General features: G+C 39.2%; 18 protein-coding genes. 2 read left to right on the plus strand and 16 right to left on the minus strand.

The window, feature by feature from the left end; genetic code table 11:
* Positions 1–133: 133 nt before the first annotated feature.
* The 7 genes from bsdcttw_RS17045 to bsdcttw_RS17075 form a co-directional block, all read right to left on the minus strand.
* Positions 134–388 carry a hypothetical protein gene (locus tag bsdcttw_RS17045; RefSeq protein WP_185256032.1) on the minus strand — a complete coding sequence of 85 codons (255 nt, stop codon included), beginning with the start codon at positions 386–388 and terminating at the stop codon, positions 134–136.
* Between the two features lie 20 nt (positions 389–408).
* Complete coding sequence (locus bsdcttw_RS17050) at positions 409–1,578, minus strand: sugar ABC transporter permease (protein ID WP_185256033.1); 1,170 nt, start codon at positions 1,576–1,578, stop codon at positions 409–411.
* Positions 1,575–3,131: a multiple monosaccharide ABC transporter ATP-binding protein gene (mmsA, locus tag bsdcttw_RS17055; RefSeq protein WP_185256034.1), complete on the minus strand. Its 1,557-nt coding sequence runs from the start codon at positions 3,129–3,131 to the stop codon at positions 1,575–1,577. The genes bsdcttw_RS17050 and mmsA overlap by 4 nt, the downstream gene beginning before the upstream one ends.
* A gap of 93 nt (positions 3,132–3,224) precedes the next feature.
* Positions 3,225–4,421 (minus strand): substrate-binding domain-containing protein, encoded by a 1,197-nt coding sequence (locus bsdcttw_RS17060; protein ID WP_185256035.1) that lies wholly within the window; start codon positions 4,419–4,421, stop codon positions 3,225–3,227.
* A gap of 230 nt (positions 4,422–4,651) precedes the next feature.
* Positions 4,652–5,320 carry a GntR family transcriptional regulator gene (locus bsdcttw_RS17065; protein WP_185256036.1) on the minus strand — a complete coding sequence of 223 codons (669 nt, stop codon included), beginning with the start codon at positions 5,318–5,320 and terminating at the stop codon, positions 4,652–4,654.
* A 10-nt stretch (positions 5,321–5,330) separates the two neighbouring features.
* Positions 5,331–6,491 carry an isocitrate/isopropylmalate family dehydrogenase gene (locus bsdcttw_RS17070; protein ID WP_185256037.1) on the minus strand — a complete coding sequence of 387 codons (1,161 nt, stop codon included), beginning with the start codon at positions 6,489–6,491 and terminating at the stop codon, positions 5,331–5,333.
* 186 nt (positions 6,492–6,677) lie between these two features.
* Positions 6,678–8,054, minus strand: coding sequence for a beta/alpha barrel domain-containing protein (locus tag bsdcttw_RS17075; protein ID WP_185256038.1), 1,377 nt, complete (start codon positions 8,052–8,054; stop codon positions 6,678–6,680).
* A 416-nt stretch (positions 8,055–8,470) separates the two neighbouring features.
* Between bsdcttw_RS17075 and arcC the strand changes: the two genes are divergently transcribed.
* Positions 8,471–9,403, plus strand: coding sequence for a carbamate kinase (gene arcC / locus bsdcttw_RS17080; RefSeq protein WP_185256039.1), 933 nt, complete (start codon positions 8,471–8,473; stop codon positions 9,401–9,403).
* Positions 9,404–9,582: 179 nt separating this feature from the next.
* Here the strand turns inward: arcC and bsdcttw_RS17085 are convergent, their stop codons facing one another.
* The gene (locus bsdcttw_RS17085; protein WP_185256040.1) at positions 9,583–11,376 is read right to left on the minus strand and encodes a methyl-accepting chemotaxis protein; all 1,794 of its coding nucleotides are present in this window, start codon (positions 11,374–11,376) and stop codon (positions 9,583–9,585) included.
* 171 nt (positions 11,377–11,547) lie between these two features.
* Here bsdcttw_RS17085 and asnB point away from each other — a divergent pair, with 171 nt between their 5' ends.
* Entirely contained in the window at positions 11,548–13,401 is a 1,854-nt protein-coding gene (gene asnB / locus bsdcttw_RS17090; RefSeq protein ID WP_185256041.1) for an asparagine synthase (glutamine-hydrolyzing), read from the plus strand.
* Positions 13,402–13,517: 116 nt separating this feature from the next.
* Here asnB and bsdcttw_RS17095 read toward each other — a convergent pair whose 3' ends face one another.
* The 8 genes from bsdcttw_RS17095 to bsdcttw_RS17130 all read right to left on the minus strand — a co-directional run bounded on the left by bsdcttw_RS17095 (position 13,518) and on the right by bsdcttw_RS17130 (position 25,995).
* A complete protein-coding gene (locus tag bsdcttw_RS17095; protein ID WP_185256042.1) occupies positions 13,518–15,215 on the minus strand; it encodes a methyl-accepting chemotaxis protein in 1,698 nt (565 codons plus the stop codon).
* A 190-nt stretch (positions 15,216–15,405) separates the two neighbouring features.
* Positions 15,406–16,320 (minus strand): MetQ/NlpA family ABC transporter substrate-binding protein, encoded by a 915-nt coding sequence (locus tag bsdcttw_RS17100; protein ID WP_185256043.1) that lies wholly within the window; start codon positions 16,318–16,320, stop codon positions 15,406–15,408.
* Position 16,321: 1 nt separating this feature from the next.
* Entirely contained in the window at positions 16,322–16,969 is a 648-nt protein-coding gene (locus bsdcttw_RS17105; protein ID WP_185259852.1) for a methionine ABC transporter permease, read from the minus strand.
* Between the two features lie 68 nt (positions 16,970–17,037).
* The gene (locus bsdcttw_RS17110; RefSeq protein WP_185256044.1) at positions 17,038–17,853 is read right to left on the minus strand and encodes a methionine ABC transporter ATP-binding protein; all 816 of its coding nucleotides are present in this window, start codon (positions 17,851–17,853) and stop codon (positions 17,038–17,040) included.
* A 329-nt stretch (positions 17,854–18,182) separates the two neighbouring features.
* Positions 18,183–21,725, minus strand: a complete 3,543-nt coding sequence (gene nifJ, locus bsdcttw_RS17115; protein ID WP_185256045.1) for a pyruvate:ferredoxin (flavodoxin) oxidoreductase — start codon at positions 21,723–21,725, stop codon at positions 18,183–18,185.
* A 21-nt stretch (positions 21,726–21,746) separates the two neighbouring features.
* Complete coding sequence (locus tag bsdcttw_RS17120) at positions 21,747–21,941, minus strand: CDIF630_02480 family spore surface protein (RefSeq protein WP_185256046.1); 195 nt, start codon at positions 21,939–21,941, stop codon at positions 21,747–21,749.
* Between the two features lie 168 nt (positions 21,942–22,109).
* Positions 22,110–25,043: an EAL domain-containing protein gene (locus tag bsdcttw_RS17125; RefSeq protein ID WP_185256047.1), complete on the minus strand. Its 2,934-nt coding sequence runs from the start codon at positions 25,041–25,043 to the stop codon at positions 22,110–22,112.
* Between the two features lie 193 nt (positions 25,044–25,236).
* Positions 25,237–25,995: a tRNA threonylcarbamoyladenosine dehydratase gene (locus tag bsdcttw_RS17130; RefSeq protein ID WP_185256048.1), complete on the minus strand. Its 759-nt coding sequence runs from the start codon at positions 25,993–25,995 to the stop codon at positions 25,237–25,239.
* Positions 25,996–26,020 lie beyond the last annotated feature (25 nt).

The raw sequence follows: 26,020 nt of genomic DNA on the forward strand, positions 1-26,020 counted from the left end.
GCTGCTGACAGATATCTTGCAGTATACATAATACCGCAATTTTTACAAGAATATACCTTTATATTATATCATTAAACTAAAATATTTACAAAGAAACGATGCAATTTGTTTCAAATCGCATCGTTTTGCTTTATTAATCCAGTGTATCCTCTTCCTGACATTGTTCTATTTTTTTCTGTTTCTCACTTTTTCTATTTTGAATTGCTGCATAGCAGATAATCCCCACTGCACCTATTATCAGGATAAAAGCTGCAGCTATTGCAATGGGAAAGGGCAGGGTCTCATCTCCTGAAAGTCTGTTCTTTAGTACCAGATACCCCATATATCCGATATAGATAGCTACCAGATAATAAAGTATTGTCCTGTTACCAGTTTTACTCTGTTTCATTTTAACCCTCCTTCCAATTCTTATGCCTTGGACATATTCTTATGGTTGAATTTTATATCAAAAATTACAGCTACAAGCAATACTCCTCCTTTAACGACATATTGCCAGTTGGAGTTTAAACCATAGATTGACATACCTTGATTAATTATACCCATTAAGATGGCACCTATTACAGCTCCTCCTATGGTACCTGAGCCTCCATATGCAGATGCTCCGCCTATGAAACAGGAGCCAATGGCATCCATTTCGTATTGATTACCGCTGTCTCCGTTTACCGAACCGATACGGGCAGCAACCAGCAGTCCGCTAAGTCCTGCCAGAAAGGCAACTTGTGCATATGCGGTAAAAAAGATTTTGTTGGTATTGATACCGGAAAGTTTCGTAGCTTTTTCATTACCGCCTACAGCATAAAAATAACGTCCGAATACGGTTTTATTTGTAATATAAGTATAGATAAATACAACGACCAATACCCATAAAAGCATAACGGAGATTCCTTTATAACCGGCAAGTTTCCAGCAGTAGACAAGAATACAGGTACTAATAATTACAGCCTTACTGTAGACTGTCAATGTTTTTTCCACTTTATAGCCCTTCCTCTTTCTTTTACGGTTGCTTGTAATGGTTATAATAAAATAAATTATTACGGCAGCAATACCAAATATAATAGCAGAATACTTTATTTTACCATCATCCAGTCCGGGTATTTTAAGGTATGCCGTAAAGGTATCCAAAAACTGCTGATTCTTGATTGATATTGTTTTACTGTCTAGTATTACACGACCGATTCCCCTGAATACGAACATTCCAGCCAGGGTGGTTATAAAGGGTGGTATCCTGGAATAACCTACCCAGTAGCCCTGCCATATACCAATAAGCAGAGAAAGTCCCAAACCTAAGATGATTACCAGATATGCATTCAAATCCGTTGACATCAGTATTTTTGCAGCAAAAGCTCCTACAAGACAAACAATTGCTCCAACCGATAAATCTATATTACCACCGGTAAGGATGCATAAGAGCATTCCACAGGCTATGATTACAACATAAGCATTTTGAAGCAGAAGATTCGAAAGGTTCTGCGCATATGTCATTCTTCCTCCCGTGATGAAATTAAACAATAAAAAAACGATTACTAAGACTATAACCATTGTATATTTAACAAGGAATTGCTTCAGCCTTACATTCATACTTTTCCGACCTCCTGGTTCTTTTTGTCACTTTGCAATATACAGGACATAATACGTTCCTGTGTAGCCTCTGCAGCCGAAAATTCACCTGCAATCCTGCCTTCATTCATTACATAAATTCTGTCACACATACCTAACAATTCAGGCATTTCAGAGGAAATCATGATAACGCTTTTCCCGTCCTTTACAAGCTGATTCATAATACCATAGATTTCGTATTTCGCTCCTACATCAATTCCTCTGGTCGGTTCATCCAGTATCAGTACCTCCGGGTCAGCAAACATCCATTTAGCTAAAAGTACTTTCTGTTGGTTTCCGCCTGACAGATTGCCGGCCTGCTGTTCTATGCTGCTGCACTTAATTCTAAGCTTCACCTTATAATCCTCTGCAACTGCTTTTTCCTTGTCTTCATCAAATACTCCTCTTTTACTAACCTTTGATGCCTTTGACAGAGTAGTATTTACACGAATTGGCTGTGCAAGAATTAATCCATTTCCCTTGCGGTCTTCGGTTACGTAGGCAATTCCGGCCTCGATAGCTGCTTTTACATTATGTAAAACTGCTTCTTTTCTATCTAACAGCAATGTTCCGGTTATTTTCTGTCCATAGCTGCGGCCAAAAATACTCATAGCAAGTTCGGTGCGTCCGGCTCCCTGCAGTCCTGCAAAACCGATAATCTCTCCCTTTTTTATGTTAAAATCAATGTGATCGCAGATAACCTTTTCTTCGTATACAGGATGGTATACCGTCCAGTTTCTTACTTCCAGAGCAGTTTCCGCTTTCACAGTACGCTCTCTTGCCGGAAAACGATCCTTTAGTTCCCTGCCAACCATCCCTTTGATAATTCTTCCTTCATCAATATTGTGGCTTGCATTACTGATTGTTTCTATTGTTGCACCATCCCGCAGCACTGTAATATTATCCGCTGCATAAGCTACCTCATTTAACTTATGGGATATGATAATTGAGGTCATTCCCTGTTTCTTAAATTCCAGTAATAAATCCAGCAGCATTTTTGTATCTTCTTCATTTAAAGAAGAGGTTGGCTCATCCAAAATTAATAGCTTAACATCTTTGGACAGTGCTTTTGCTATTTCAATGAGCTGCTGCTTCCCGGTTCCGATGTCTTTAATAAGGGTTTCCGGTGATTCCTTTAAACCTACTCTTCTCATATGCCTTTCAGCTTGCTGAAAGGTCTCATCCCAGTTGATTCCGACTCTGCCTTTTCTCTCATTTCCTAAGAACATATTCTCAGCAATGCTTAGTGTAGGTATCAGTGCTAACTCCTGATGGATTATAACAATTCCCTTGTCCTCACTGTCTTTTAGGGCATTAAACCGGCATTCTTCCTTGTTATAGATAATATCTCCCGTATAGGAGCCATAAGGATAAATACCGCTTAGTATATTCATTAAAGTGGATTTCCCGGCACCGTTTTCCCCTACCAGCGCATGTATTTCTCCCCGTTCAACCTGTAATTCCACGTTGCTTAAGGCTCTCACGCCAGGAAATTCTTTTACAATATTTTTCATCTCAAGAATATAATCTGTCAATTGAAACCTCCTTCTTTCAAAGGCAAATTCTGTTACATAATATATGGGTGAGAACAGCTCCCACCCATATATATACTATCTGTGGCAGATTTCTTATTGTGCAGCCGCCAGATAACCGTCATCACCTACTTTGTAATATCCTGTATCTACCAGCTTCTCTTTGTAGTTATCCTTTGTTACTACATCAGGCACCAATAAATAAGAAGGGATTGTTCCTGATCCGTTATTATAAGAGCTTGTATCGTAGGTACATTTAGCGTTAATTTTAGATAACAGGGAATCATTTGGAGTATTACCAGAAAGGATTTCCTGAGCCAGTGCTACGGTTACTACCGCTTCATTCGCTACTGCCTTATATACTGTCATAGCTTGCTTGCCATCCAGTAAGTTCTTCAAATTCGCAACATCGCCGTCCTGTCCGGTGATTAAAGGCCAATTTTTTCCGGCATAATCTGATTCAATAGCCTGTGCTACACCAAGTGCGGTGGAATCATTGGAGCATAAAGCGATATCAAGCTGTGTTCCGTTTGCATAATAAGAAGCTAAAATGTTTTGCATACGATCTAGTGCAGTTGCAGTATCCCAGGAAGCAGTTGCTACTTTTTCAAACTCTTTCTGTCCGGAAGGAATTACGATAGTTCCTTTATCAATGAAAGGTTTTAAAACATCCAATGCGCCATTATAGAAGAATTTCGCATTATTATCCGCAGGGTCACCTGCAGTGATTTCCATATTATACTTTTTGTCACCTGCATTGGCCAAATCCAGTGTATCGATTATGTACTGTCCCTGTAATTTACCAACTGTGTAATTATCAAAAGACACATAATAGGAAATGGCATCTGTATTCATTATTAAACGATCATAAGAGATTACGGGTATCTTTTGGTCTTTTGCTTCCTGTAAAACGGTTGATAAAGATTCACCGTCTATAGCAGCTACTACCAGAAGATTTACACCGTCTGCTATTAAGTTCTGGATATCATTAACTTGTTGGTCACTGTCGTTATCAGAATAAGTAAGCTCTGCTTTATAACCTAGAGCCTCAAACTGCTGTTTCAGGTAAGAACCATCTCTATTCCAGCGTTCCAGAGATTTCGTCGGCATGGAAATACCTACTTTAAAATCCTTCTTATCGGTTGAGGTGTCCTTTGTACCGGAATCCTCGGTTTTTCCGGTTGTACTCCCCTGATTGTTTGCCGGTGCTGATACGTTCTTATTAGAACTGCAACCTCCAAATGATAATAACATTGCAGCAATTAATAAGATTCCCAATACTTTTCTTCTCATATAATACCTCCTGTTTTTTTTTACAACCTTATTATAACAAAAGGAAATTAGCACTTGCTTTATTTCTGTCTGGTCATTTTTGTTACACTTTTTATATTCCTATGAAGAGTAGCAATTTATTGATTGTATTTCTAGCACAGGCCAATATTATACTATTTGATTTATGCTACAGCAGTGCAGGCAACAAAAAAAGCCTGCATCAGCAGACTTTTTTGGCAGACTTTTGTAGTCTACAATCCTCTTTCACTTATATTTCTAATTGTACTCATAATATGTTCATGAGCCAGCATCTCTGCTTTCTCACCGTCTCTCTGGCGAATTGCATCTAAGATAGCATTATGTTCCTTATTGGAATTTGCTGCTCTTAAATCAGATGCAAGTGTTATCTTTCGAATTCTCTGCACATAATGGTGAAAATCCGATAGGATATGGTTTAATATTTTACTGTTGGATGCCTCATATATCAATTGATGGAATTTATTGTCCAACTCCACTATCTGTTCATGGTGCTCTTTCTTAGCGTGAAATTCTGAAAGATAAACAACCTCTTCCAGTTCATCAATCTGCTCCTGGGTTATGTATTCACAAGCCCACTTGGCACACAGACCTTCCAGATAGGAGCGGATAATATAGATGTCATGGATGTCCTTCTCTGAAATCTCATTCACATAGGCTCCCTTATTGGGTATGATATTGACAAGCCCCTCCAATTCAAGCTGTCTTAAGGCTTCTCTTACCGGTGTTCTGCTGACTCCCAGCTCCTGTCCGATAGAGGCTTCTTTTAACTCATCATTTTGTTTATATCTGCCCGCCAGGATATCCTCTCTGATCTTAGTAAATACCCTGCCTCGAAGGGAATATTTATCCGTGTTTTCGTTATGAACATCTTTTTCGCCCACAAAATTCCTCCTAAAGCTTTTTAATGGTCTCCATCAGATAATCAGCAAACTCAGCACTGGTAGCTCCGGTATTTCTTCCTGTAATAACTAACTTTCTTTCCGATACAGTACAAATATCAAGTGCTTTATAGAGTTTATCTGCTTCTTCCTGATAGCCGATATGTGATAAAAGCATTGCACCTGCGCGAATAACACTGCAGGGGTCTGCATAGATTTCTCTTCCTTCATCCACCATTCTGGGTGCTGAACCGTGAATGGCTTCAAACATAGCATACTGTTTACCGATATTGGCACTTCCTGCTGTTCCGACACCTCCCTGGAACTCAGCAGCTTCGTCGGTAAGAATATCACCGTAAAGATTAGGAAGTACCAGTACCTGAAAATCTCTTCTTCTCTTCTCATCTACCAGTTTGGCTGTCATAATATCTATATACCAGTCATCTGCCTCAATCTCAGGATACTCCTTTGATATATCTTTAAAAATATCTAAGAACTTACCATCGGTTGTTTTAATGATATTCGCCTTGGTTACTGCTGTCACTCTTGTCTTTCCGTTTGCTTTTGCATATTCAAAGGCAGCACGGATAATTCTTTCAGTACCCTGGCTGGTTACAAAAGTAAAATCAACCCCCAAATCCTCAGTTACAGGAAATCCTTTACTGCCGACAGCATAGGCACCTTCTGTATTCTCACGGAAAAAGGTCCAGTCAATTCCCTGCTCCGGTATACGAACAGGACGCATATTAGCAAATAAATCCAGTTCTTTTCTCATCGCAACATTGGCACTTTCCACATTAGGCCACGGGTCACCTTTTCTGGGGGTAGTAGTGGGTCCCTTTAATATAACATTGCAGGTTTTCAGCTCTGCTAATACATCTTCCGGAATCGCTTTTAAGGTTTCCGCTCTATGTTCAATCGTAAGCCCTTCTATGGTCTTAAATGAGACTTTTCCGTCTTGAACGTCCTTTTCCAAAAGGAATTCCAATACTCTCTGTGCCTGGCCTGTTATAGCTGGTCCGATTCCGTCCCCACCGCAAACTCCGATTACGATCTCCTTTAGTTCTTTATAATTAACAAAACCGGCCTGACCTTTCATTGCCTCTACACGTGCTAACTGCTCTTCCAAAAGTTTTCCGAATTTTTCTTTTGCTGCCTCTATGTATCCTGTCATCTTAACTCCTTTCGTGAACATCAAATCATTTACTTGATATTCCTGTATGCATGCTGATGAATATCATAACGATGCATATCTTCTCTTTTAGTATTCGTTTCGATTCCGTTTTTCATCTTCACTACATCTGCTAACAATTATCTTGCCTTTTTCCAGCTAATCACCTTCGGTACTTATAACCAAATATTATATTGTTTCCCTCACATCGTTGATAACTGCAATGAGCTCATCGTCTGTTATTACAGTAACGCGTCCGCCGTCATATTCTTTATCCACCCAATCCTTTACTTTAAGTACCAGGGAGTCATTTTTATCAACAGCCTCGCTGCCCTTTAACTTAAAATAGCTGTTAATCCAATGAGCAATTCCTGCAAGACCGGAGGTATTGGATACCGCTACTAACACCGGCCTGTTCAAGAATTTCTCAGTATCAAATATATTATAAATCTCTTCATTTTTCAATAGTCCATCGGCATGAATTCCTGCTCTTGTAACATTAAAGTTCTTTCCTACGAAAGGAGTTCTGGGCGGTATCTTATATCCGATTTCCTTGGCAAAATAATCTGCAAGTTCAGTGATTACCGTAGTATCCATGCCGTCAAGGGTTCCTTTTAACTGGCCATATTCAAATACCATAGCCTCTAAAGGTGTGTTACCGGTACGTTCACCGATTCCAAACAAAGAACAGTTTACTCCGCAGGCACCATACAACCAAGCCGTAGTGGAATTGGTAACTGCTTTATAGAAATCATTATGTCCATGCCATTCCAATAGCTGCGGAGGAATGCCGGCATGGGTTACAAGGCCATAAATTATACCCTGAACGCTTCTTGGAATAACCGCACCTGAGAAATTAACTCCATATCCCATGGTATCACAAGCTCTTACCTTTACCGGTATCTTATAACGCTCTCCTAATTTCATAAGCTCCATGCAAAAAGGAATAACAAAGCCATGGATATCCGAGCGGGTAATATCTTCCAGATGGCATCTTGGTGCCACTCCTGTTTCAAGACATTCCTGAACAATATTCAGATAATGGTTCATAGCTTCTCTTCTGGTCATCTTCATCTTATAAAAGATATGATAATCGGAGCAGCTGACCAAAATTCCGGTTTCCTTCATTCCAATATCCTTTACCAGCTGAAAATCCTTCTTACTTGCTCTTATCCAGGAAGTAACCTCTGGAAACTGATACCCCTTTTCCATACACTTGTATACAGCATCCCGGTCTTTCTTGCTGTATAAGAAAAATTCGCTTTGTCTGATAATACCCTTGGGTCCGCCTAACTTGTGAAGATGGTCATATATTGTTACGATCTGTTCAGTAGAATAAGGAGCTCTCGATTGCTGTCCGTCACGAAATGTAGTATCTGTAATCCATATCTCTTCCGGAAAATTATGCGGCACTATTCTGTCATTGAAGGCTATCTTGGGGACTTCATCATAGGGAAATAAATTTCTGAAAACATTTGGCTGCTCTACATCAACCAGCGTATACAAATGCTCTTCCAGCTGAAGCAGGTTATTGTGACGGTTCATAAATACTTTCCTGTTTTCCATCGCTTCGCTCCTCATTCTTTTTCTTGTTTTATGTATAAGATTGTCAGCCGTCTAGCTTGCACAACTACTGACCATTTATATTAATCTGCCTTATTGTATACAATTATACTTGTGTTGTCAAGAACAAATTTTGCAATGCAATTTGATGTTGTATCATCACGTTACCTTAATAAACTATCATATTTTCAACGGAAACGCAAGAAATCATTACTTGAAATTTATTATCATTCATTATAAGATTTATTATGTTTGTTTACCTTTTCTTTTTTTATCAGGTATAATATAATAAACATATCTATTTCGTAAGGTAGGAGGCAGCTGAAAAATGAGGACTAGCACAAAGTAAGACAAGTCATACTTTGCAGAATCTTATTTGCAAAATCTTATTTTGCATCAGCTCAAAGAAAGGAGTTATTATGCCAAAGAAGAGAATAGTTATTGCCCTTGGCAGAAATGCTTTTGGTGAAACATTTCCTGAACAGCAGAAAGCAGTTAAGAAGGCAGCAAAAGCAATTGCAGATTTAATTGAAGAAAATTACGATATTGTTATCACACACAGTAATGGCCCCCAGGTTGGGATGTTACATACGGCTATGACAGAATTTTCAAGAATGGATAACCACTACACAGTGGCTCCAATGTCCGTATGCAGTTCTTTAAGCCAGGGTTACATGGGATATGACCTTCAGAATATACTTCGTACAGAAATATTAAACAGAGGTCTCTATAAACCAGTTGTCACTGTCATAACTCAAGTAAAGGTGGATCCCTTTGATGAAGCCTTTGCCAACCCCTCAAAAGTAATCGGAAGATATATGTCCGAAGAAGAAGCGGAAAATGAAAGCAAAAAAGGCAATCATGTAGTAAAAACAGAAAAAGGCTACCGAAGAATTATAGCTTCTCCGAAGCCCCTTGAAATTTATGAGATTGATTCCGTTAATGCTCTCCTAGCCGCAGGTCAGGTAGTAATCGCAGCAGGCGGCGGGGGTATTCCTGTATTAGAGCAGGGTACGGTACTAAAAGGAGCAAGTGCAGTAATAGAAAAGGATGCTACCAGCGAATTACTGGCTGAAGCCGTTGATGCCCAGTTACTTTTATTTCTGACCGGTGTTGATAAAGTATGTTTAGGTTTTGGAAGTTCGAATGAACGCCCTATCGATACACTGACAGTTTCTGAGGCTCAAGAATATATTCGTAATAATTCATTTGAGGCCGGTTCTATTCTTCCTAAAATCGAAGCCTCTGTCAAGTTCATAGAAAGCGGAGAAAACCGTGAAGCGATTGTCGGCAATATTGATAAAGCTTTAGACGCAGTACGCGGCAAAACAGGTACACATTTTATTCGTTAAAAACAGCAGCTTAATGAATTTCAAAAGCCTTCCTGCCTAAGAGTAATCTCTTTGACGGGAAGGCTTTTTTCAGCTGATTTATTCTGAGTATAACGGCAATCTGTACAAAGCAAAAAGGCTGGTTCTAAAGCACATTCGCTCTTTCTGCATTATACAGGTTACTGTAATCTTTTAACTACTTAGATGATATAGTTACTTAAATCTTCCTGGAAATTCTTTATCATAGTGTCAAATACCGAAATCTGTTCTGTAAGCTTCTTTATCTGCTCTACATATACAGTAACGTTGGAATTAGCTTCCTGTGTTGATGCGGAATTTTCTTCTGCAATAGCAGCAAGATTCTGAATGCCATCGAATAGTACTGTGATATTATCTGCCTCGGATTTTAGCTCAGCGGAATTTTTAATCAGGTATTCAGAAACCACTTTCAGATTCTGGTTCATCTGGCTGGACTTCATAACGGCTTCTGTCAGTTTCGTATTCTCATTTTCCAGGACAGAATAACCGGTATCAATCCCTTCTACCACAACACCGATACTGGCTGCAAAGTTTGTTAGACTGTCATTAATCTGCTTCACTGCCTGATTTGTCTCCTCGGAAAGCTTTCTTACCTCTTCTGCTACCACAGTAAATCCCTTACCGGCTTCTCCTGCTCTTGCTGCTTCAATTGATGCATTCAAAGCAAGGAGATTAATCTGCTTAGCAATAGAAGCTACCATTAGCACGATTTGGGTGATAGCATCCGCATTGTTCTTTAAATCGGTGCTTTCTTTTTTGATTTCACTAAAGCTGTACAGCACATTAGTTATCTGTGCCGCTGTAGCCTGTACATTCACAAAGCTTTCCTCAATACCGGTAACCGCCTCTTCGATCTGGCTCTTATTTGTCTGACCCTCATTAGAGATATTGGTGACATTTTGTACACTGCCATCTAATATGGTAATCGCTTTTGTAGTATCTTCTGCCTGCGTTATAGCTGCTTCTGCTACCTGGTCAAGGACAGTGGTTATATCATCCGAAGTATTCTTCATAGTACCTGCAATTTCAGAAACCGACTTATTAAAGGTATAGAGTTCATCTACAATAGCGTTAAATCCGATAAAGTCCTTCTGGATATTTCTCTTAATTTCATTAATCTGATCCATATAAGCTTCATATTCATCACCGGACTTTAGGGTAATGGATTCTACAAATTTACGTTCACTTAGATACTTTAATTCCCTCATAATCATCTTCTTCGGCCGGTTTAAAAGGCTGCTGGAAAAGAAAGAAAACAAGAATGCCACTGCAGCTAAGATTACGGTATTGGTTATGTTTTGTGACAGAATCAGGGAAGCAGCCGCTACTGCCAATGTATTTACAATCGATTCTTTTACAGAGGTATTTTTTATAAATCCAAAGGATAAAAGTTTGTTTATACGGTATTTTTTTGTAGATTGTATTTCTTTTTCAAATGTCAGTTTTAACTGGGTTTCTTCTTCCTTCTGATAGATAATTCCAATATCTGCTTTTTCATTGAAATGCTTGATTGCGCCATAGGTCAGTCCGATTAGATAATCTACCATTCCTCTTTTGGAGCGATAGGTAAATAGTATTTCGTGAGAAGAGATTGGAACTACATCGAGAATAGGAGGTTTGGCACCGCGAAACCGCTTCATAACAATAACATGAACATCGTTCATGGATTTTAAGAACTGATAAGCAGAGTCATGTCGAAAGAATCCGGGATAAAGCTTGCTAAAGGTCTTAATATTCTCTTCACCCATGGTATTCCAAATTTCTTTTGTTGTCTTGCCCATTTGATTTCCGATATGATCAACAATTCCTCTTGCTACCCTATCTTCAACATCTTCAAAGGGTGTAAATATATGCTCATTTGACAGATTATAATTCTTCAGCGCATTATTTACTACTTCATTACCATACAATTTCCTGCAGGACTCTACCCAGGATGAAACAACGGTACCTTTCATAATTATCCTCCTTAAACAATTATTATATGCTAAAAATCATCATAATTCCTAAATTTAACTTATATTTCTCTCACCATTATAAATCAACTGATTTAGAAAAACAATATGGCAAAGTATCACACTTTTTTTTAATGCATAGAATGAATAATATAATCAAGGATGGTGGCAAAATTGTGCGGTATAGCAGGTTTTTGCAGTTTTAAAGAGAATTACAACAGTAAGAGCAGCAAATGGCAGAATACTCTGGTTAATATGAAAAACAGTATTAAGCACAGAGGCCCTGATGAAGATGGATATATGCTGGATGAACATATCGGTTTTGCCCATGCCAGGCTCTCTATTATCGATCTGGCAAATGGCAAACAGCCGATGAGCAGAAAGATTGGGAATCGCTTATATTCAATTATCTATAACGGTGAGCTCTACAACACCAGTGAACTGAGACAGGATTTGGAACTGAAAGGCTGGCGTTTTATGACCACCAGTGATACGGAAGTAATTCTTGTGGGAATAATAGAATATGGCAATGAATTCGTAAAAGAATTAAATGGTATTTTTGCGTTTGCTATCTGGGATTCTTATCAGGAGACCTTAAGCATCTTCCGGGACCGGCTGGGAATAAAGCCTTTGTTTTATACACTGACGGATTCAACCTGTATCTTTGGTTCTGAGCTGAAGGTTCTTTTTGAATACCCCGGAATAAGACCTGTCATCGACAGAGATGGCCTATGTGAAGTATTTGGCATAGGGCCAGCCAGAACTTACGGAAACGGAGTCTTTAAAGACTGCAAGGAAGTTCTTCCTGGTTACTATAATGTATATACAAGGGATGGCATGAAAAGCATCCAATATTGGAAACTTGTAAGCAGACCTCATACGGACTCTTACGAGGAAACAATTGAAAAAACTGCCTTTTTGCTCAAGGACTCTATCGTTAGGCAGATGATATCTGATATTCCCATCTGTACTTTCCTGTCCGGCGGTGTTGACAGCAGTATTGTAACAGCAGTTTGTGCCAGTGAACTTGCCAAACGGGGAGAAAGGTTAAATACCTTCTCTTTTGATTTTGCCGGAAATGATGAATATTTTAAAGCTAATGATTTTCAGCCTTCCAGGGACCGTCCTTATGTAGATTTATTGGTAAAGCATTTCAATACCAATCACACCTACTTAGAATGTGATAATATTAAACTTGCGGATGCTCTTTATAATGCAGTCGATGCCAAAGACCTGCCCGGTATGGCTGATGTGGACTCATCTCTTCTGTATTTTTGCAGCGAGGTAAAAAAATTCAATAAGGTAACGCTGACCGGTGAATGTGCCGATGAAATCTTTGGTGGTTACCCGTGGTTTCACAGCAAAGAAGCCTTTGAAGCTCATGCATTCCCCTGGTCCAGAAATATAGAACCAAGACAGCAGCTCTTAAAAGATGACCTTTTGGATTCCATTCATTTAAAAGAGTACATTGACAGAACCTATGAGACTTCTGTAGCAGAAACACCAAAGCTGTATTCTGAAAATAAAGAGGAAGGCAGACGAAGAGAAATTGCTTATCTTAATATTAAGTGGTTTATGGCTACTCTTTTGGACCGTATGGACAGAACCAGTATGTTCTCCGGGCTGGAAGCGAGGGTTCCTCTGGCAGACCATAGAATACTTGATTATGTCTGGAATGTTCCCTGGGATATTAAGTGCAAGGATGGTGTGGTAAAACACCTGCTGCGTGAAGCAGCTAAAGGCCTGTTACCGGATGAGGTTCTCTACCGCAGAAAGAGTCCATACCCCAAGACCTATAATCCACAGTATGAGAATATTCTCTCCACTCGTCTTCAAACAGTATTAAAAGATTCTTCCTCTCCCCTTAACAGGTTAGTTGACCAGAAAAAAGTAGCTGATTTTCTTTCAACTCCCTCTGATTACGGAAAGCCATGGTTTGGCCAGTTAATGGCAGGCCCCCAGATGATAGCTTATTTATTACAGATTAACTATTGGCTGGATAAATATAAAATAGAGCTTGCTATCTGATTTCTAATCAACTCAAAGAAATGACTTTATCAGATAGGGCTGTTGTATCAAATGCCTTGGCAGCATGATAAATTATGCTCCCGAGACTAAGATACAATAGCCCTTTCCTATTATCGTTATTTAATTTTAAAGAAGCCGATTAACTTATTCAGGCTATCCGCACTCTTCTCATTGTTTTTAGATTGTTCTAACACTTCTGAAGTCTTTTCCGCTATGGAGGAGGATTTTTCTGCAATATCGGAAGCTCCTTTTGCTCCCTCATTGGCAGCAAGGGCCACCTCATCAATGGCATGCTTTATATATACTATGGATTCTTTCAGCTTCTCGGTAGAATCTTTAATCTCAGAAACCATTTCTTCCACTGTAGTAGCATCTTTGTCATATTGCTCTCCGATATGAACGGTATTCTCATAATCTTTTATAACCTGATTATCTACAAAGCTTAAAATATTCTGAGAATCTGATACCAACTCTTCCACTGCTTCTGCCACTAAGGAGGTAATGGATTCAATCTTTGATACAGCTGACTTGGAGTCTTCTGCTAATATACGGATCTGTTCCGCAACAACAGCAAACCCCTTACCGGCTTCACCGGCTCTGGCGGATTCTATGGAAGCATTAAGAGCCAGAAGGTTGGTCTGAGAGGTAATGGAGAGGATGGTCTGAGATAAGGATTTTATCTCTTCAATTGCCTTTGTCTTTTCTATGGAACTTCGAAGTTTTTTGTTAGCAGCATCGTATGCAGTAACTGCTGTCTGCTGAGAACCAAGAGCTGATTGTTTTAAGCCGTCTGCTCTTCCCTTAATCTGCTCCGAAACGACAAGACCATGTTCCAACTTCTTCGCAATGGTAATAATCTCTCCTTCTACATCCACTGTGGTATTGCTGATTTCCTGCACCGATGCAGCGGTTTCTTCCATACCGGCAGAGAGCTCTTCCGTTGTAGCTGAGATATTTTCAATATCATCATAAACATCATTGGAGCTGTGCACCATATTATCAATGGAGTCCTTGATTTTTCCGCTCTCAGTATTTATGTCCTCAATTATCTTTAATATGTTCTGCTGCATCATGGTAAAGGAACGGTTAATATCACCGGACTCATCCTTACGCAGCATCTGCTTATCAGAAAAGATACCAGTCAGGTCTCCTCCTGCAATTTTAGTCATGCTCTCTCTGATCTTTATAAAACCTTTTGCAATGATATGCCCTAAAATATATGAAACGACAAATCCTGCCAATAGCATTATTCCTAAGATACCAATAATATAGTATGAGCTATGAACCAGTTCTTTGTCGATATTCTGCATATAAAGACCGCTAAACCACATGCCGATAACCTTATTATTCTCATCCAATATAGGGGTATAATAAGTGTACGCCTTCTTCTTTAATACAACCGCTTTACCGGAATAAATTTTATTGTTCTGGATTACTGTCTGTATTACTTTATCGGAAGCTTTTGTTCCGGATATTCTCTTCCCACTGCTGTCCTTGATCGTGGTTGCTGCTCTGGTATCTCCTGCAAATAAAGTAAACATTACACCGGTATCTTCAGATAGCTTATCTAATACCTCCGTGTTATCATTCATTAAAATATCACCTTTATATAGTTTATCTCCGTCTAAATGCCATTGTCCCGGTACCTCACTATCCAGAAGAAGCAGCCCGGTAGCCGAATTATTCACAAGTCTTTCATGAATTTCATCCAGAACTACACTTTCAACTGTAAACCGAAAAAATATACCAACTATTGCGATAAATATAATTAAAATTGCCGCTGCTACAAATGAAATTTTATGCTTAATTTTCATACATTGTCTGCGTTTTTGTATTAACGCTTTTCCTTTCATCACTTTTTAATTAAGTCTTCTCCATTATACTATTGCACTCAGAGCAACGCAATCAATAAAATACAAAATGCAGCTGAATCCGATTTGGTTCAGCTGCATTTTGCATTATTCTGGTAAATTCGATAATAATTATACTTGTGTTTTTATTTTATTAAAATACCGGTACTACAGCACCCTGCCATTTTTCTTCAATAAATTTCTTTGTTTCTTCAGAAGTAACTGCTTTGATTAAAGCTTTTGTTTTGTCAGAATTTTCATTGCCGTCTTTAACAACAATTACATTTGCATAAGTCTTGGCAGCATCAGAAGTTGCATCTTCAACTAGTAGACCATCTTTTGAAGCAGAAAGACCTTCAGTTAAAGCATAATTTCCATTGATTACTGCAAGATCCACATCCTGTAATACTTTAGCAGTCTGAGCTGCTTCAATTTCAACAATTTTAAGTTTCTTGGGATTCTCGGTAATATCTTTAATGGTTGCATCCAGTCCGACATTCTCTTTTAATTTGATAAGACCGGCTTTTTCTAATAATAACAAAGCTCTTGCTTCATTGGTGGTATCATTGGGTACAGCAATCTGTGCTCCGTCTGCCAATGCATCCAGAGTCTTTGTCTTTCCCGGATAGATTCCAAGGGGTTCAAAGTGAACATTTGCAACTGCCTTTAAATTTGTTCCATTCTTGGAATTGTAATCATCCAGATAAGGAACATGCTGGAAGAAGTTCGCATCCAGACTTCCGTCTTCTGTAGCTACATTGGGCTGGATATAGTCGGTATATTCTACTACTTTGATAGAATAGCCCTGTTCTGCCAAGGAATTCTTAACAGCATCGGAATTCAGAATCGTTGCATGGGGTTCAACAGTAGCTCCAACCACAATTTCTGTTAATTCCTTTTGATCCGTAGAGGAAGCATCTTTTGTAGGTTCTGTTGTTGCTTCTGTAGTAGGCTCTGCTGCCTGATTCTCAGAAGATCCTGTAGAATTCTTGGTACCGCATCCTGTAAATAAAGTCCCCACCAATAATAAGCTTAACACGGATGCTGCAAGTCTTTTCACTTTTTTCATACTAATTCTCTCCTTTTCCTCTTTTATCAATTTTCTTTGATATAAAATGGCCCAAGCTTTGAATAATCTGAACCATAATAACAAGCAGGATAATTGTTACTATCATTACATCTGCTTCATATCTGTAGTAACCAAATCTTAATGCAATATCTCCTAATCCTCTGCCTCCTACTGCACCTGCCATGGCTGTATAGCCAACTAAAGTTATAGTAGTAAGGGAGGCTCCCATTATAAGGGAAGGAAGCGCTTCCGGAAGCAGTACCTTATAAATTATCTGAAGTGTATTGGCTCCCATCGCCCTGGCTGCTTCAATAACACCGGCATCTACCTCTCTTAGAGAACTCTCAACCATTCTGGCAACAAAGGGGGTTGCAGCGATGATAAGAGGTACTGTTGCTGCTTTAGGACCTATGGTAGTTCCGGCAACTGCTCTGGTAATCGGCATAACCGCTACCAATAATATTATAAAAGGAATGGACCTGCCTATATTAATAATAAAGCCAAGAACTCCATTCAGTGCAGGAACGGGACGTATACCGCCCTTTCTGGTTACTTCAGCCAGGATTCCTATGGGAATACCCATTATGTAGGCTGCGGCAACAGAGGCAAAGGTCATATAGAGTGTTTCTAGAATTCCCTGTCCGATCATAGTTCCGTAATCAGAATATAAGCTTTTCAGTGTAGCTGTCAGTCCTGTTAAAATAATATGTGTGTACATTATACTTCTCCTCCCCCTAATAACTGTGCAACGATTTCAGATGAAGTATCACCAAAGACATCTTCTGTATAGCCGGAAGCTACAATCTCTGATTTGTCTAGAACAGCTACTTTGTTACAGATTTTTTGCACCACATTCATTTCGTGGGTAATCATAACAATAGTAACACCGGTCTCTTCATTAATCTTTTTTAACAGTTTTAGTATGGAATCCGTCGTTCTGCTGTCTAGAGCAGAAGTTGCTTCATCACATAAGAGGATGGAAGGACTCGTAGCCAAGGCCCTTGCAATGGCCACTCTCTGACGCTGCCCGCCGCTTAACTTAGAAGGATATTCGTATTTCTTATCCTCAAGATCAACCAGCCTTAACAGTTCATCTACACGTCTTTGGATTTCTTTTTTCTTAAGCTTTCTCTTTTGAAAAAATCCTAACTCTTTGTAATCTTCCTTATCAATACCTGGGATTACAAAATCAGCTACCTTTGTTATTTCAAGTCCAAAGGCAATGTTTCTGCTTACGTTTTTCTGCATTAACAGGTTAAAGTTCTGGAATATCATACCAATACTTTTTCGAAGAGCAAGTAAATCCCTTCCTTTTTTCATGGTAATATCAACTCCGTCAATCAGGATACTTCCCCCGGTCGGTCTTTCAAGCAGATTCAAGCACCTTATAAATGTACTTTTTCCAGCTCCGCTCATTCCGATGATACCAAAGATATCCCCTTGTTCTATTACCAGGTTAATATCTTTAAGTACTGTAAGGTTCTTATCCCCGGCAATCCGAAATTCCTTTGTTAATTGCTTTACCTCAATCATACCTTCACCTATGTCATAATTTTATTTCATACTTTTTTGATATGATTTGTATGAATAATTTATACTACCTTTCTAATGATTTGTCAACCACTTTATTTTCATCTATCAAATTTTTTGTATCAATATGCAATAACATAAGCAGTTATACTATATGAGCGCATACTCTGTCAAGTTTTACTGTGATTTTTATACAAGCAATTTGATTAAAATATCCTTGTAAAAAAAGCTCTGTACCTCCAATCCTTTACATGCTGGAAGTGACAGAGCTCCATTTAATCAAGTATATTAGGACAAATTATGCGGTTTAACAACAATACTACTATAACTTACTAGGAATTAACATTCAGATCGGCAAGGGTACGGTAGGTCTGATAACGCTCTTTTGCATGTTCTTCCGCTTTTTCAAATAATTCTTCTGCTGCTTTTGGATAAGCATTGGCTAGAGAACTATAACGCACTTGACCCATCAGGAAATCTTTAAAATTACCGGTCGGTGCCTTGGAATCCAGTATAAACGGATTTTTTCCCTCTTTCTTAAGCTCCGGATTGTAACGGTACAGATGCCAATAGCCTGCTTTTACCGCTTCTTTGATAGTTTCCATGCTTTTACCCATACCCACTTTTAAGCCATGACTGATACAAGGGGAATAAGCAATTATAATAGAAGGTCCTTTATAACTCTCCGCTTCTCTGATGGCTTTGATCAGCTGGTTGTTATCCGCATGAATACCTACCTGGGCAACATATACATTTCCGTAAGTCATCATCATTCTTCCCAAGTCTTTCTTACCGGACCTTTTACCGGAAGCTGCAAATTTAGCCACTGCGGCTATTGGGGTAGATTTTGATGCCTGTCCTCCGGTATTGGAATAAACTTCTGTATCAAATACCAGAACGTTGATATCTTCTCCGGAAGACATTACCTGATCCAGACCACCATAATCAATATCGTATGCCCAGCCGTCGCCACCCAGAATCCAATGGGAGCGCTTTACAAGATAATCCTTTTTCTCCAGGATTTCATTTATCAGCTTTTCATTTTCCTTATCAGCAGTCTTGTATTCAGACAAGGCTTTTACCAGTTTTTCGCTGACGGTCCTGCTGAGTTCACCATCTTCTTTGTAGTGAATCCAGTCACTTAACAGTTCTTTTAGAGTATCTTCTAAACCAGCCTCTATCAATTCTTTCATCAGGCACTCTAGTTTATTTCGAATCTGTTTATTACCCAGATACATACCAAAGCCATATTCCGCATTATCCTCAAAGAGTGAATTCGCCCAAGCCGGTCCTCTTCCTTCCTTATTCGCTGTGTAGGCAGTACTTGGAGCTGAGGCTCCCCAGATAGAAGAACAGCCGGTTGCATTGGCAATCATCATTCTGTCTCCAAAGAGCTGTGTTATTAGTTTTATATAAGGTGTTTCGCCGCAGCCTGCACATGCTCCTGAAAATTCAATCAAAGGCTGCTTAAACTGGCTATCTTTTACACTGTTTCCTAAGGGAAGATCATTTTTGTGACCTACTTTATAAAATGCATATATCCAATTGGGCACTTGATCTTCAACCTGCGTATCTATGGGTTTCATGACCAGCGCTTTCTCCTTGGCAGGACAAATATCTGCACAGTTCCCGCAGCCGGTGCAGTCCATAGGACTTATCTGAATACGGAATTTATAATTTTCAAAGCCCTTACCAGCGGCTTTAATAGCAGTATACTCTTTCGGAGCACCTGCCATCTCCTCTTCGGTCATCAGAAATGGTCTTATGACCGAATGTGGGCAGATTAAGGAACATTGATTACATTGGATACAGTTTTCATCAATCCATTGGGGTACATTAACCGCAATCCCACGCTTTTCAAAGGCAGTGGAACCATTGGGAAAAGTACCATCCTCTCTTCCATTAAATGCACTGACGGGTAAGGCATTTCCCTTTAGTTCCTGCATGGGTCTCATGATTTTCTGAACAAATACCGGTTCTTTCTCGGACTCCTCACTTTCCTCCGATGCATTCTTCCAATTCTCCGGAACCTTTATCTCGTGTATACCCTGTACGCCTTTATCAATTGCGGCATGATTCATTGCTACAACCTGCTCACCTTTTTTACTGTAAGAGTAGGCAGCTGCGTCTTTTAACTTCTTTACGAACACTTCTTCCGGAATAATATCTACAAGTTTAAAGAAAGCTCCCTGCATTATCATATTAATACGGTTACCAAGTCCAATTTCCGAAGCAATACTTACTGCGTCAATGGTATAGAAGCGCACCTGCTTTTCAGCCAATTCCTTCTTCACTCTGGCAGGCAGCATTTCTTCCAGCTCTTTTTCTGACCAGCGGCAGTTTAAGACAAAGATGCCACCGGGTTTTAAATCCGCTAACATATCATATTTATTAATATAGGACTGATTATGACATGCCACATAATCCGCATGGTCTACCAGATAAGTAGACTTTATGGGCAGTTTACCAAATCTTAAATGGGACATGGTTATGCCACCGGACTTCTTGGAGTCATAATCAAAGTAAGCCTGTACATTATAATCGGTAGAATTTCCGATAATCATAATAGCCTGCTTATTAGCACCTACCGTACCATCTGAGCCAAGCCCCCAGAATTTACAGGATTTTCTTCCCTCTGGTTCCGCATAAAACTTCTTGACAAAGCCAAGTGAAGTTTCAGTAACATCATCTGTTATACCAATGGTAAAATGATCTTTTGGATTTTGCTGTTTCAGGTTCTCATAGACGGCTGTAATATCGGCCGGTCCGGTATCTTTAGAACCTAAACCAAATCGTCCGCCGACAATAAGAGGTTTTTCCTTCATATCAGAGTAACTAGCACATACATCCATATAAAGTGGTTCGTAGAGTGCACCTGGTTCCTTGGTTCTGTCCAGCACCGCAATCTTTTCAACGGACTTTGGAATACAGTCAAGCAGGTGTTTCATACTAAAAGGTCTATAAAGATGTACCTTTACAAGTCCGTACTTTTCACCGTTCTTGTTGTGATAATCAATGGTTTCTTCTATTGTCTGCGTTACAGAACCCATAGCTATGATAATATATTTGGCATCTTCCGCACCATAGTAATCAAATAACCCGTATTTGCGGCCCGTTAGCTCTCCCGTTTTTTGCAGGTACTCTTCTACTACAGGAATCAGCCTGTCATAAAAACTGTTACTGGATTCCCTTCCCTGGAAGTAAATATCCGGATTCTGAGCCGTACCTCTGGTTACAGGATGATTAGGGGATAATGCTCTGTTTCTGAATTCCTTCAGGGCTTCCCAGTCCAAAAGTGAAGCGTAATCTTCATATTCCAATGCTTCTACTTTTTGTATCTCATGTGATGTTCGAAATCCATCAAAAAAATGAACAAAGGGCAATCTTCCCTTTAGTGCTGAAAGATGTGCCACAGGTGCCAGATCAATTACTTCCTGAACAGAGCCGCTTGCTAACATCGCACAGCCTGTCTGTCTGACAGCCATAACATCCTGATGGTCGCCGAAAATACTCAGTGCATGGGCTGCAATTGCTCTTGCGCTGACATGAAAAACACCCGGTAATAATTCACCAGCTGTTTTATACATATTGGGTATCATAAGTAATAGCCCTTGTGATGCTGTAAAGGTGGTAGTCAGGGCTCCGGCTTGCAAAGAACCGTGGAAGGCTCCGGCGGCTCCGGCTTCTGATTGCATTTCTACTACATTTACATTCTGACCAAAAATATTCTTTCTTCCCTTAGCTGCCCAGTCATCGGTAACCTCTGCCATATTAGAAGATGGGGTTATGGGATAAATTGCTGCTACATCGGTAAAAGCATACGCTGCATAAGCCGCTGCAGTATTACCATCCAGTGTCATTGATATTTTAGACATTTTATCTCCTTTCTGGTATCTTTATAACTGGCTTCCGTTATCTACCCAGTTCTTTGCTTTTTCTACTTCATAGGCGGAAGGTATGGACACTTTACTGTCATCTTCACACTTTTCCTCATTAGCCCAGGCTGCCGTTTTCTCGTTGTTTGTTGCATCCACTTTATCAAGTCGTTTATTATGGTATGAGTCTAAGGCATTTTCTTTCTTCTGCTGCATATCGTTCTCCTTGTACATATTTTGTTACAATTATAAATTAACCAAAAGGGATTAAAATATACAAAGATAACCAATTATTCTTAATAAGAATCCTTCTGTATCCCTATACAGCAAAAGCTGCCACAAAAACTCGTGGCAGCTCCATTCTTTCTCGTTTTTTAATTAGAACTAAATATTCTTGTCTTTGATAAAATTATGATTGTAAACATTTTCAATTTCCGTTCCGGAAAGAGGTTTGCTAAAGAGATAGCCTTGGATGAGGTCACAGCCGCCTTCTCTTAACCGCTGATATTGGTAAGTCTCTTCAATGCCCTCAGCTGTTATAATAAGGTTCAGGCTATGCATCAACCCAATCAGACTGCTCATGACACTGCTGTTATCCAGGTTAATAAATTTCTCACATAGGGACTTATCCAGCTTAATTTTATTAACTGGTATAAAAGTCAGATAATTAATGGAGGAATAACCTGTACCAAAATCATCCATAGCTATTCGAAGTCCCAGTTCTTTTAGGCTGTTTAAGAATGTCTGTGTATTGATTGTCTCTTCTACCAGTATGCTTTCTGTAATCTCGATTTCCACATACTTAGGGTCTATGTTATATTCTTTTATGGTATTACTTAAAAAATTAACATACTCTGTATCACTTAATTGTTTACCGGAAAAATTAATTGCCACTGTCTTTAGAGGATATCCCTTATCCCGCCACTCTGCCATCTGCCGGATAGCCTCCCTTGTGACCCATCTGCCGATGTCAATAATCAAACCGCTCATCTCTGCTACTTCAATGAACTTGGCCGGAGATAAGTTTCTATCCTTTAGGCGCAGCAGTGCTTCAAATTCATCAATTTTTCCTGTAAAGACATTTACCTGGGGTTGATATACCAGCCTTAATCCATCATGGGCAAGTGCATCTCTTAGAATATCTTCAATCTCAGCTTTGCTTCTGATATCTTCTAATATTCCGTCACTATAAAACATATGATTGTCTTTACCGTTGGCTTTCACATAGTACATAGCTGTGTCAGCGTTAATAAGAAGCCTTTCATCTTCATTGCTATCCTTGGGGTAAACTGTAATACCGATACTGAATTTTATTAAATTCTCTTTCCCCATAAGTCTTACAGGTTCTGAAAAAAGTTCTCTTATCTTCGTAACATAATGCCCCACCGATTCTTCCTCTTGAGCACCGGTTATAACAATTAAGAACTCATCACCGCCAAATCGGTAAACTGATACTCTCTCATCCTTCAAAGCACTTAATTTCTCAGCAATCACCATAAGCAGCTTATCCCCGTACAAATGTCCCATTGTATCATTGATAATCTTAAAGTTATCAATATCCAGAAGAAGTATCGCACCACAGGAACCAGCAGCCAGCTCTGCAGTCATTTTATCCATAAAGCTCATGCGATTAGGAAGGTTCGTCAGATAATCATTGGCAGCCAGATATTTAATATATTCATCCTGCTCCTTTAGCCTTGTAATATCAATAATTAAACCGTTTAATGACATTACCGTACCTTTTAAATCATGAACTCCTTTTCCGCTGAGCATTACCCATTGTTTTTTATTATTATAGTTATAAAGTGAAAGCTCCACGTAAATCTTATCAATCTCCCCTTTTAGATACCGATTATATTCCGTCAAAACCGTATCTCTTTGCTCCTCACATAATAACATCTCAAGAAGGGTATCAATATTTTTCATTTCTGAAATCGATGGATTGATGGTGTTTAAAAAGCCCTCAGAAATTGTAAGAGTCCTTAACGTAACATCATATTCCCACACAGCACTCTCTGTGCTTTCTACAGCAATACTGTACTTTTGGTTTAGAATCTCCATTTCTTCCGTATATTGCTGGGAAAGTTCATATTGTACTCTCAGCTCTTCTTCTGACGCTGTCAGTTCTTCATAAGTTTGAACCAGCTCTTCATGACTTTCCTGGAGTGCCCTGTCCATTTTTCTTCTTCTTATGTTATCCATGCTTAGTAACACGATAATAATAGCAGATAGGGAAACAATCAGAATAAAATTGGCGGTCAGCAATGGGTGCTCTTCTATAAAGGTAATCTTGCGCCCTTCTATCTTAGACCCTGACGGCAAGCTATGTATGGATATATTGAATTTCTTTAAGACATTATAATCAAAGACATAATAATTGGGACTTTCGTAGATAATCGGGATAGCATCCGCACTGGTGCCCTCAAAAGTTTCCTTTAGAAGCTCGGCTGCTTTTAAACTGGAATTATAATATGATAACATTTTACCGCCAAGTATTCCATTTCCGATTCCTCCGACTTCTGAACGAAGAATTGGAATCTTAGCTTTACTGCTTAACAATACAGAAGCTTCCGGTATAGACATAATAGAACCGTCTTTATCCGTATACATACTTAGATATATGAGAATAGTATCCTTGCCCAACTTGCTGACCTGCTCCCCAGCCTGCTCAAAGGTGCATTTTGATAAATTAATATCATCAAATACTAAATCAGGAAAATCCTCTTTTAGGGCATAAAACTGTTTTTCGTCTCCAACACCTGTCAGCGTGCCATCCACAATGGCAACTACCTTTTTGGCCTTTTTATTAAGCTTAAGACCTAATTTGATATTGTCAGAAAGTGAAAGTTCTTCCACAATACCGGTTATGTTATCCTTTTCTTCTGCTGCTTTTACACGATTTGGATCATTAACACCCAGAAATACGATTGGAATACCGTTAAACATTTCCTTTTGGTAGTCCATAACAAACTGCAGCGCATAATCGTCGCCTACAATGATACCGTCATAGGCAGGTATATGCTTCATCTTATACTCTAGAAGATCATGAAATAATTTCCGGCTCTGTTCTGTAACAAAGCGCTTTGAATCCATATACTCATAATCTACGTTATACTCTTCTTCCGGCAGTGCAGTACGGATTCCTTTTATCTCCTCAGGAACGCTTGGAAAATTTTCATTGTAAGAACTTATAAATAATATGTTTTTCCCCTTATCATCGGAAGCAGAATATGCCGTTACACTGCTGTATACAAGATAAATGACAAACAATGTCAGTATACAGGTTAGAACTCCTACCCTTCTCTTTCTCTTATGCATAAATTCCCCTCTATCTATTCCATATACTGTAATGACCTGATTATAACACATATAGACAAATTCTGCTATAGTTTACAGTAATTTTCTTCTGGAGCAACTTCTTTTGTTACAATTGAACAATTATTATATAAAATATACACAATTTATATGTAAAAAAACTACAGTAAGCTATCCGCCTGCTGTAGTTATATTTTCATCGTACTCCTGTTATATCCTTAATTACTTCTCCTGCAATAATAAGCCCTGCAACAGATGGAACAAAAGCATTGCTTCCCGGAATCTGCCTTCTCTCCGTACATTTTCTCTGAGCACCCGGAGGACAGATACAATTGGTTCTGCAGCTTATTCCCATATCCTCCAGAGGTTTTCTGGCAGGTTCTTTGGAATATACTACCTTAAGTTTTTTGACTCCACGAACCTTCAGTTCTTTTCTCATAACCTTCGCTAAAGGACAAACACTGGTTTTATAAATATCAGTTACTTCAAACATGGTTGGATCCAGTTTATTACCGGCTCCCATACAGCTTATTATGGGTACATTACTCTTCCCGGCTCTTAATACAAGCTCAATCTTACCGGTTACGGTATCGATTGCATCAACAACATAAGTATATTCGCTAAAATCATACTGATCCGCAACCTCAGGAGTATAAAAGGTCTGATGAGTATGAACCACTGCATTTGGATTAATATCCAGTATTCTTTCTTTCATTACCTCAACCTTATATTTTCCCACTGTTTTCCTGGTAGCGATAATCTGGCGGTTAATATTGGTCAGGCATACTTTATCATCATCAAATAAGTCAAAGGTGCCTACACCGCTTCTGGCAAGTGCTTCTGCCGTATAGCCGCCCACACCGCCGATTCCAAAAATCGCAACTCTGGCGTTATTTAGCTTATCCATCCCATCATGACTAAATAGAAGTTCTGTTCTTGAAAATTGGTTTAACATTTTCTGCTCCGTTCTGCAAATCACT

This window comes from Anaerocolumna chitinilytica (assembly GCF_014218355.1).
Classification (GTDB): Bacteria; Bacillota; Clostridia; order Lachnospirales; family Lachnospiraceae; genus Anaerocolumna; species Anaerocolumna chitinilytica.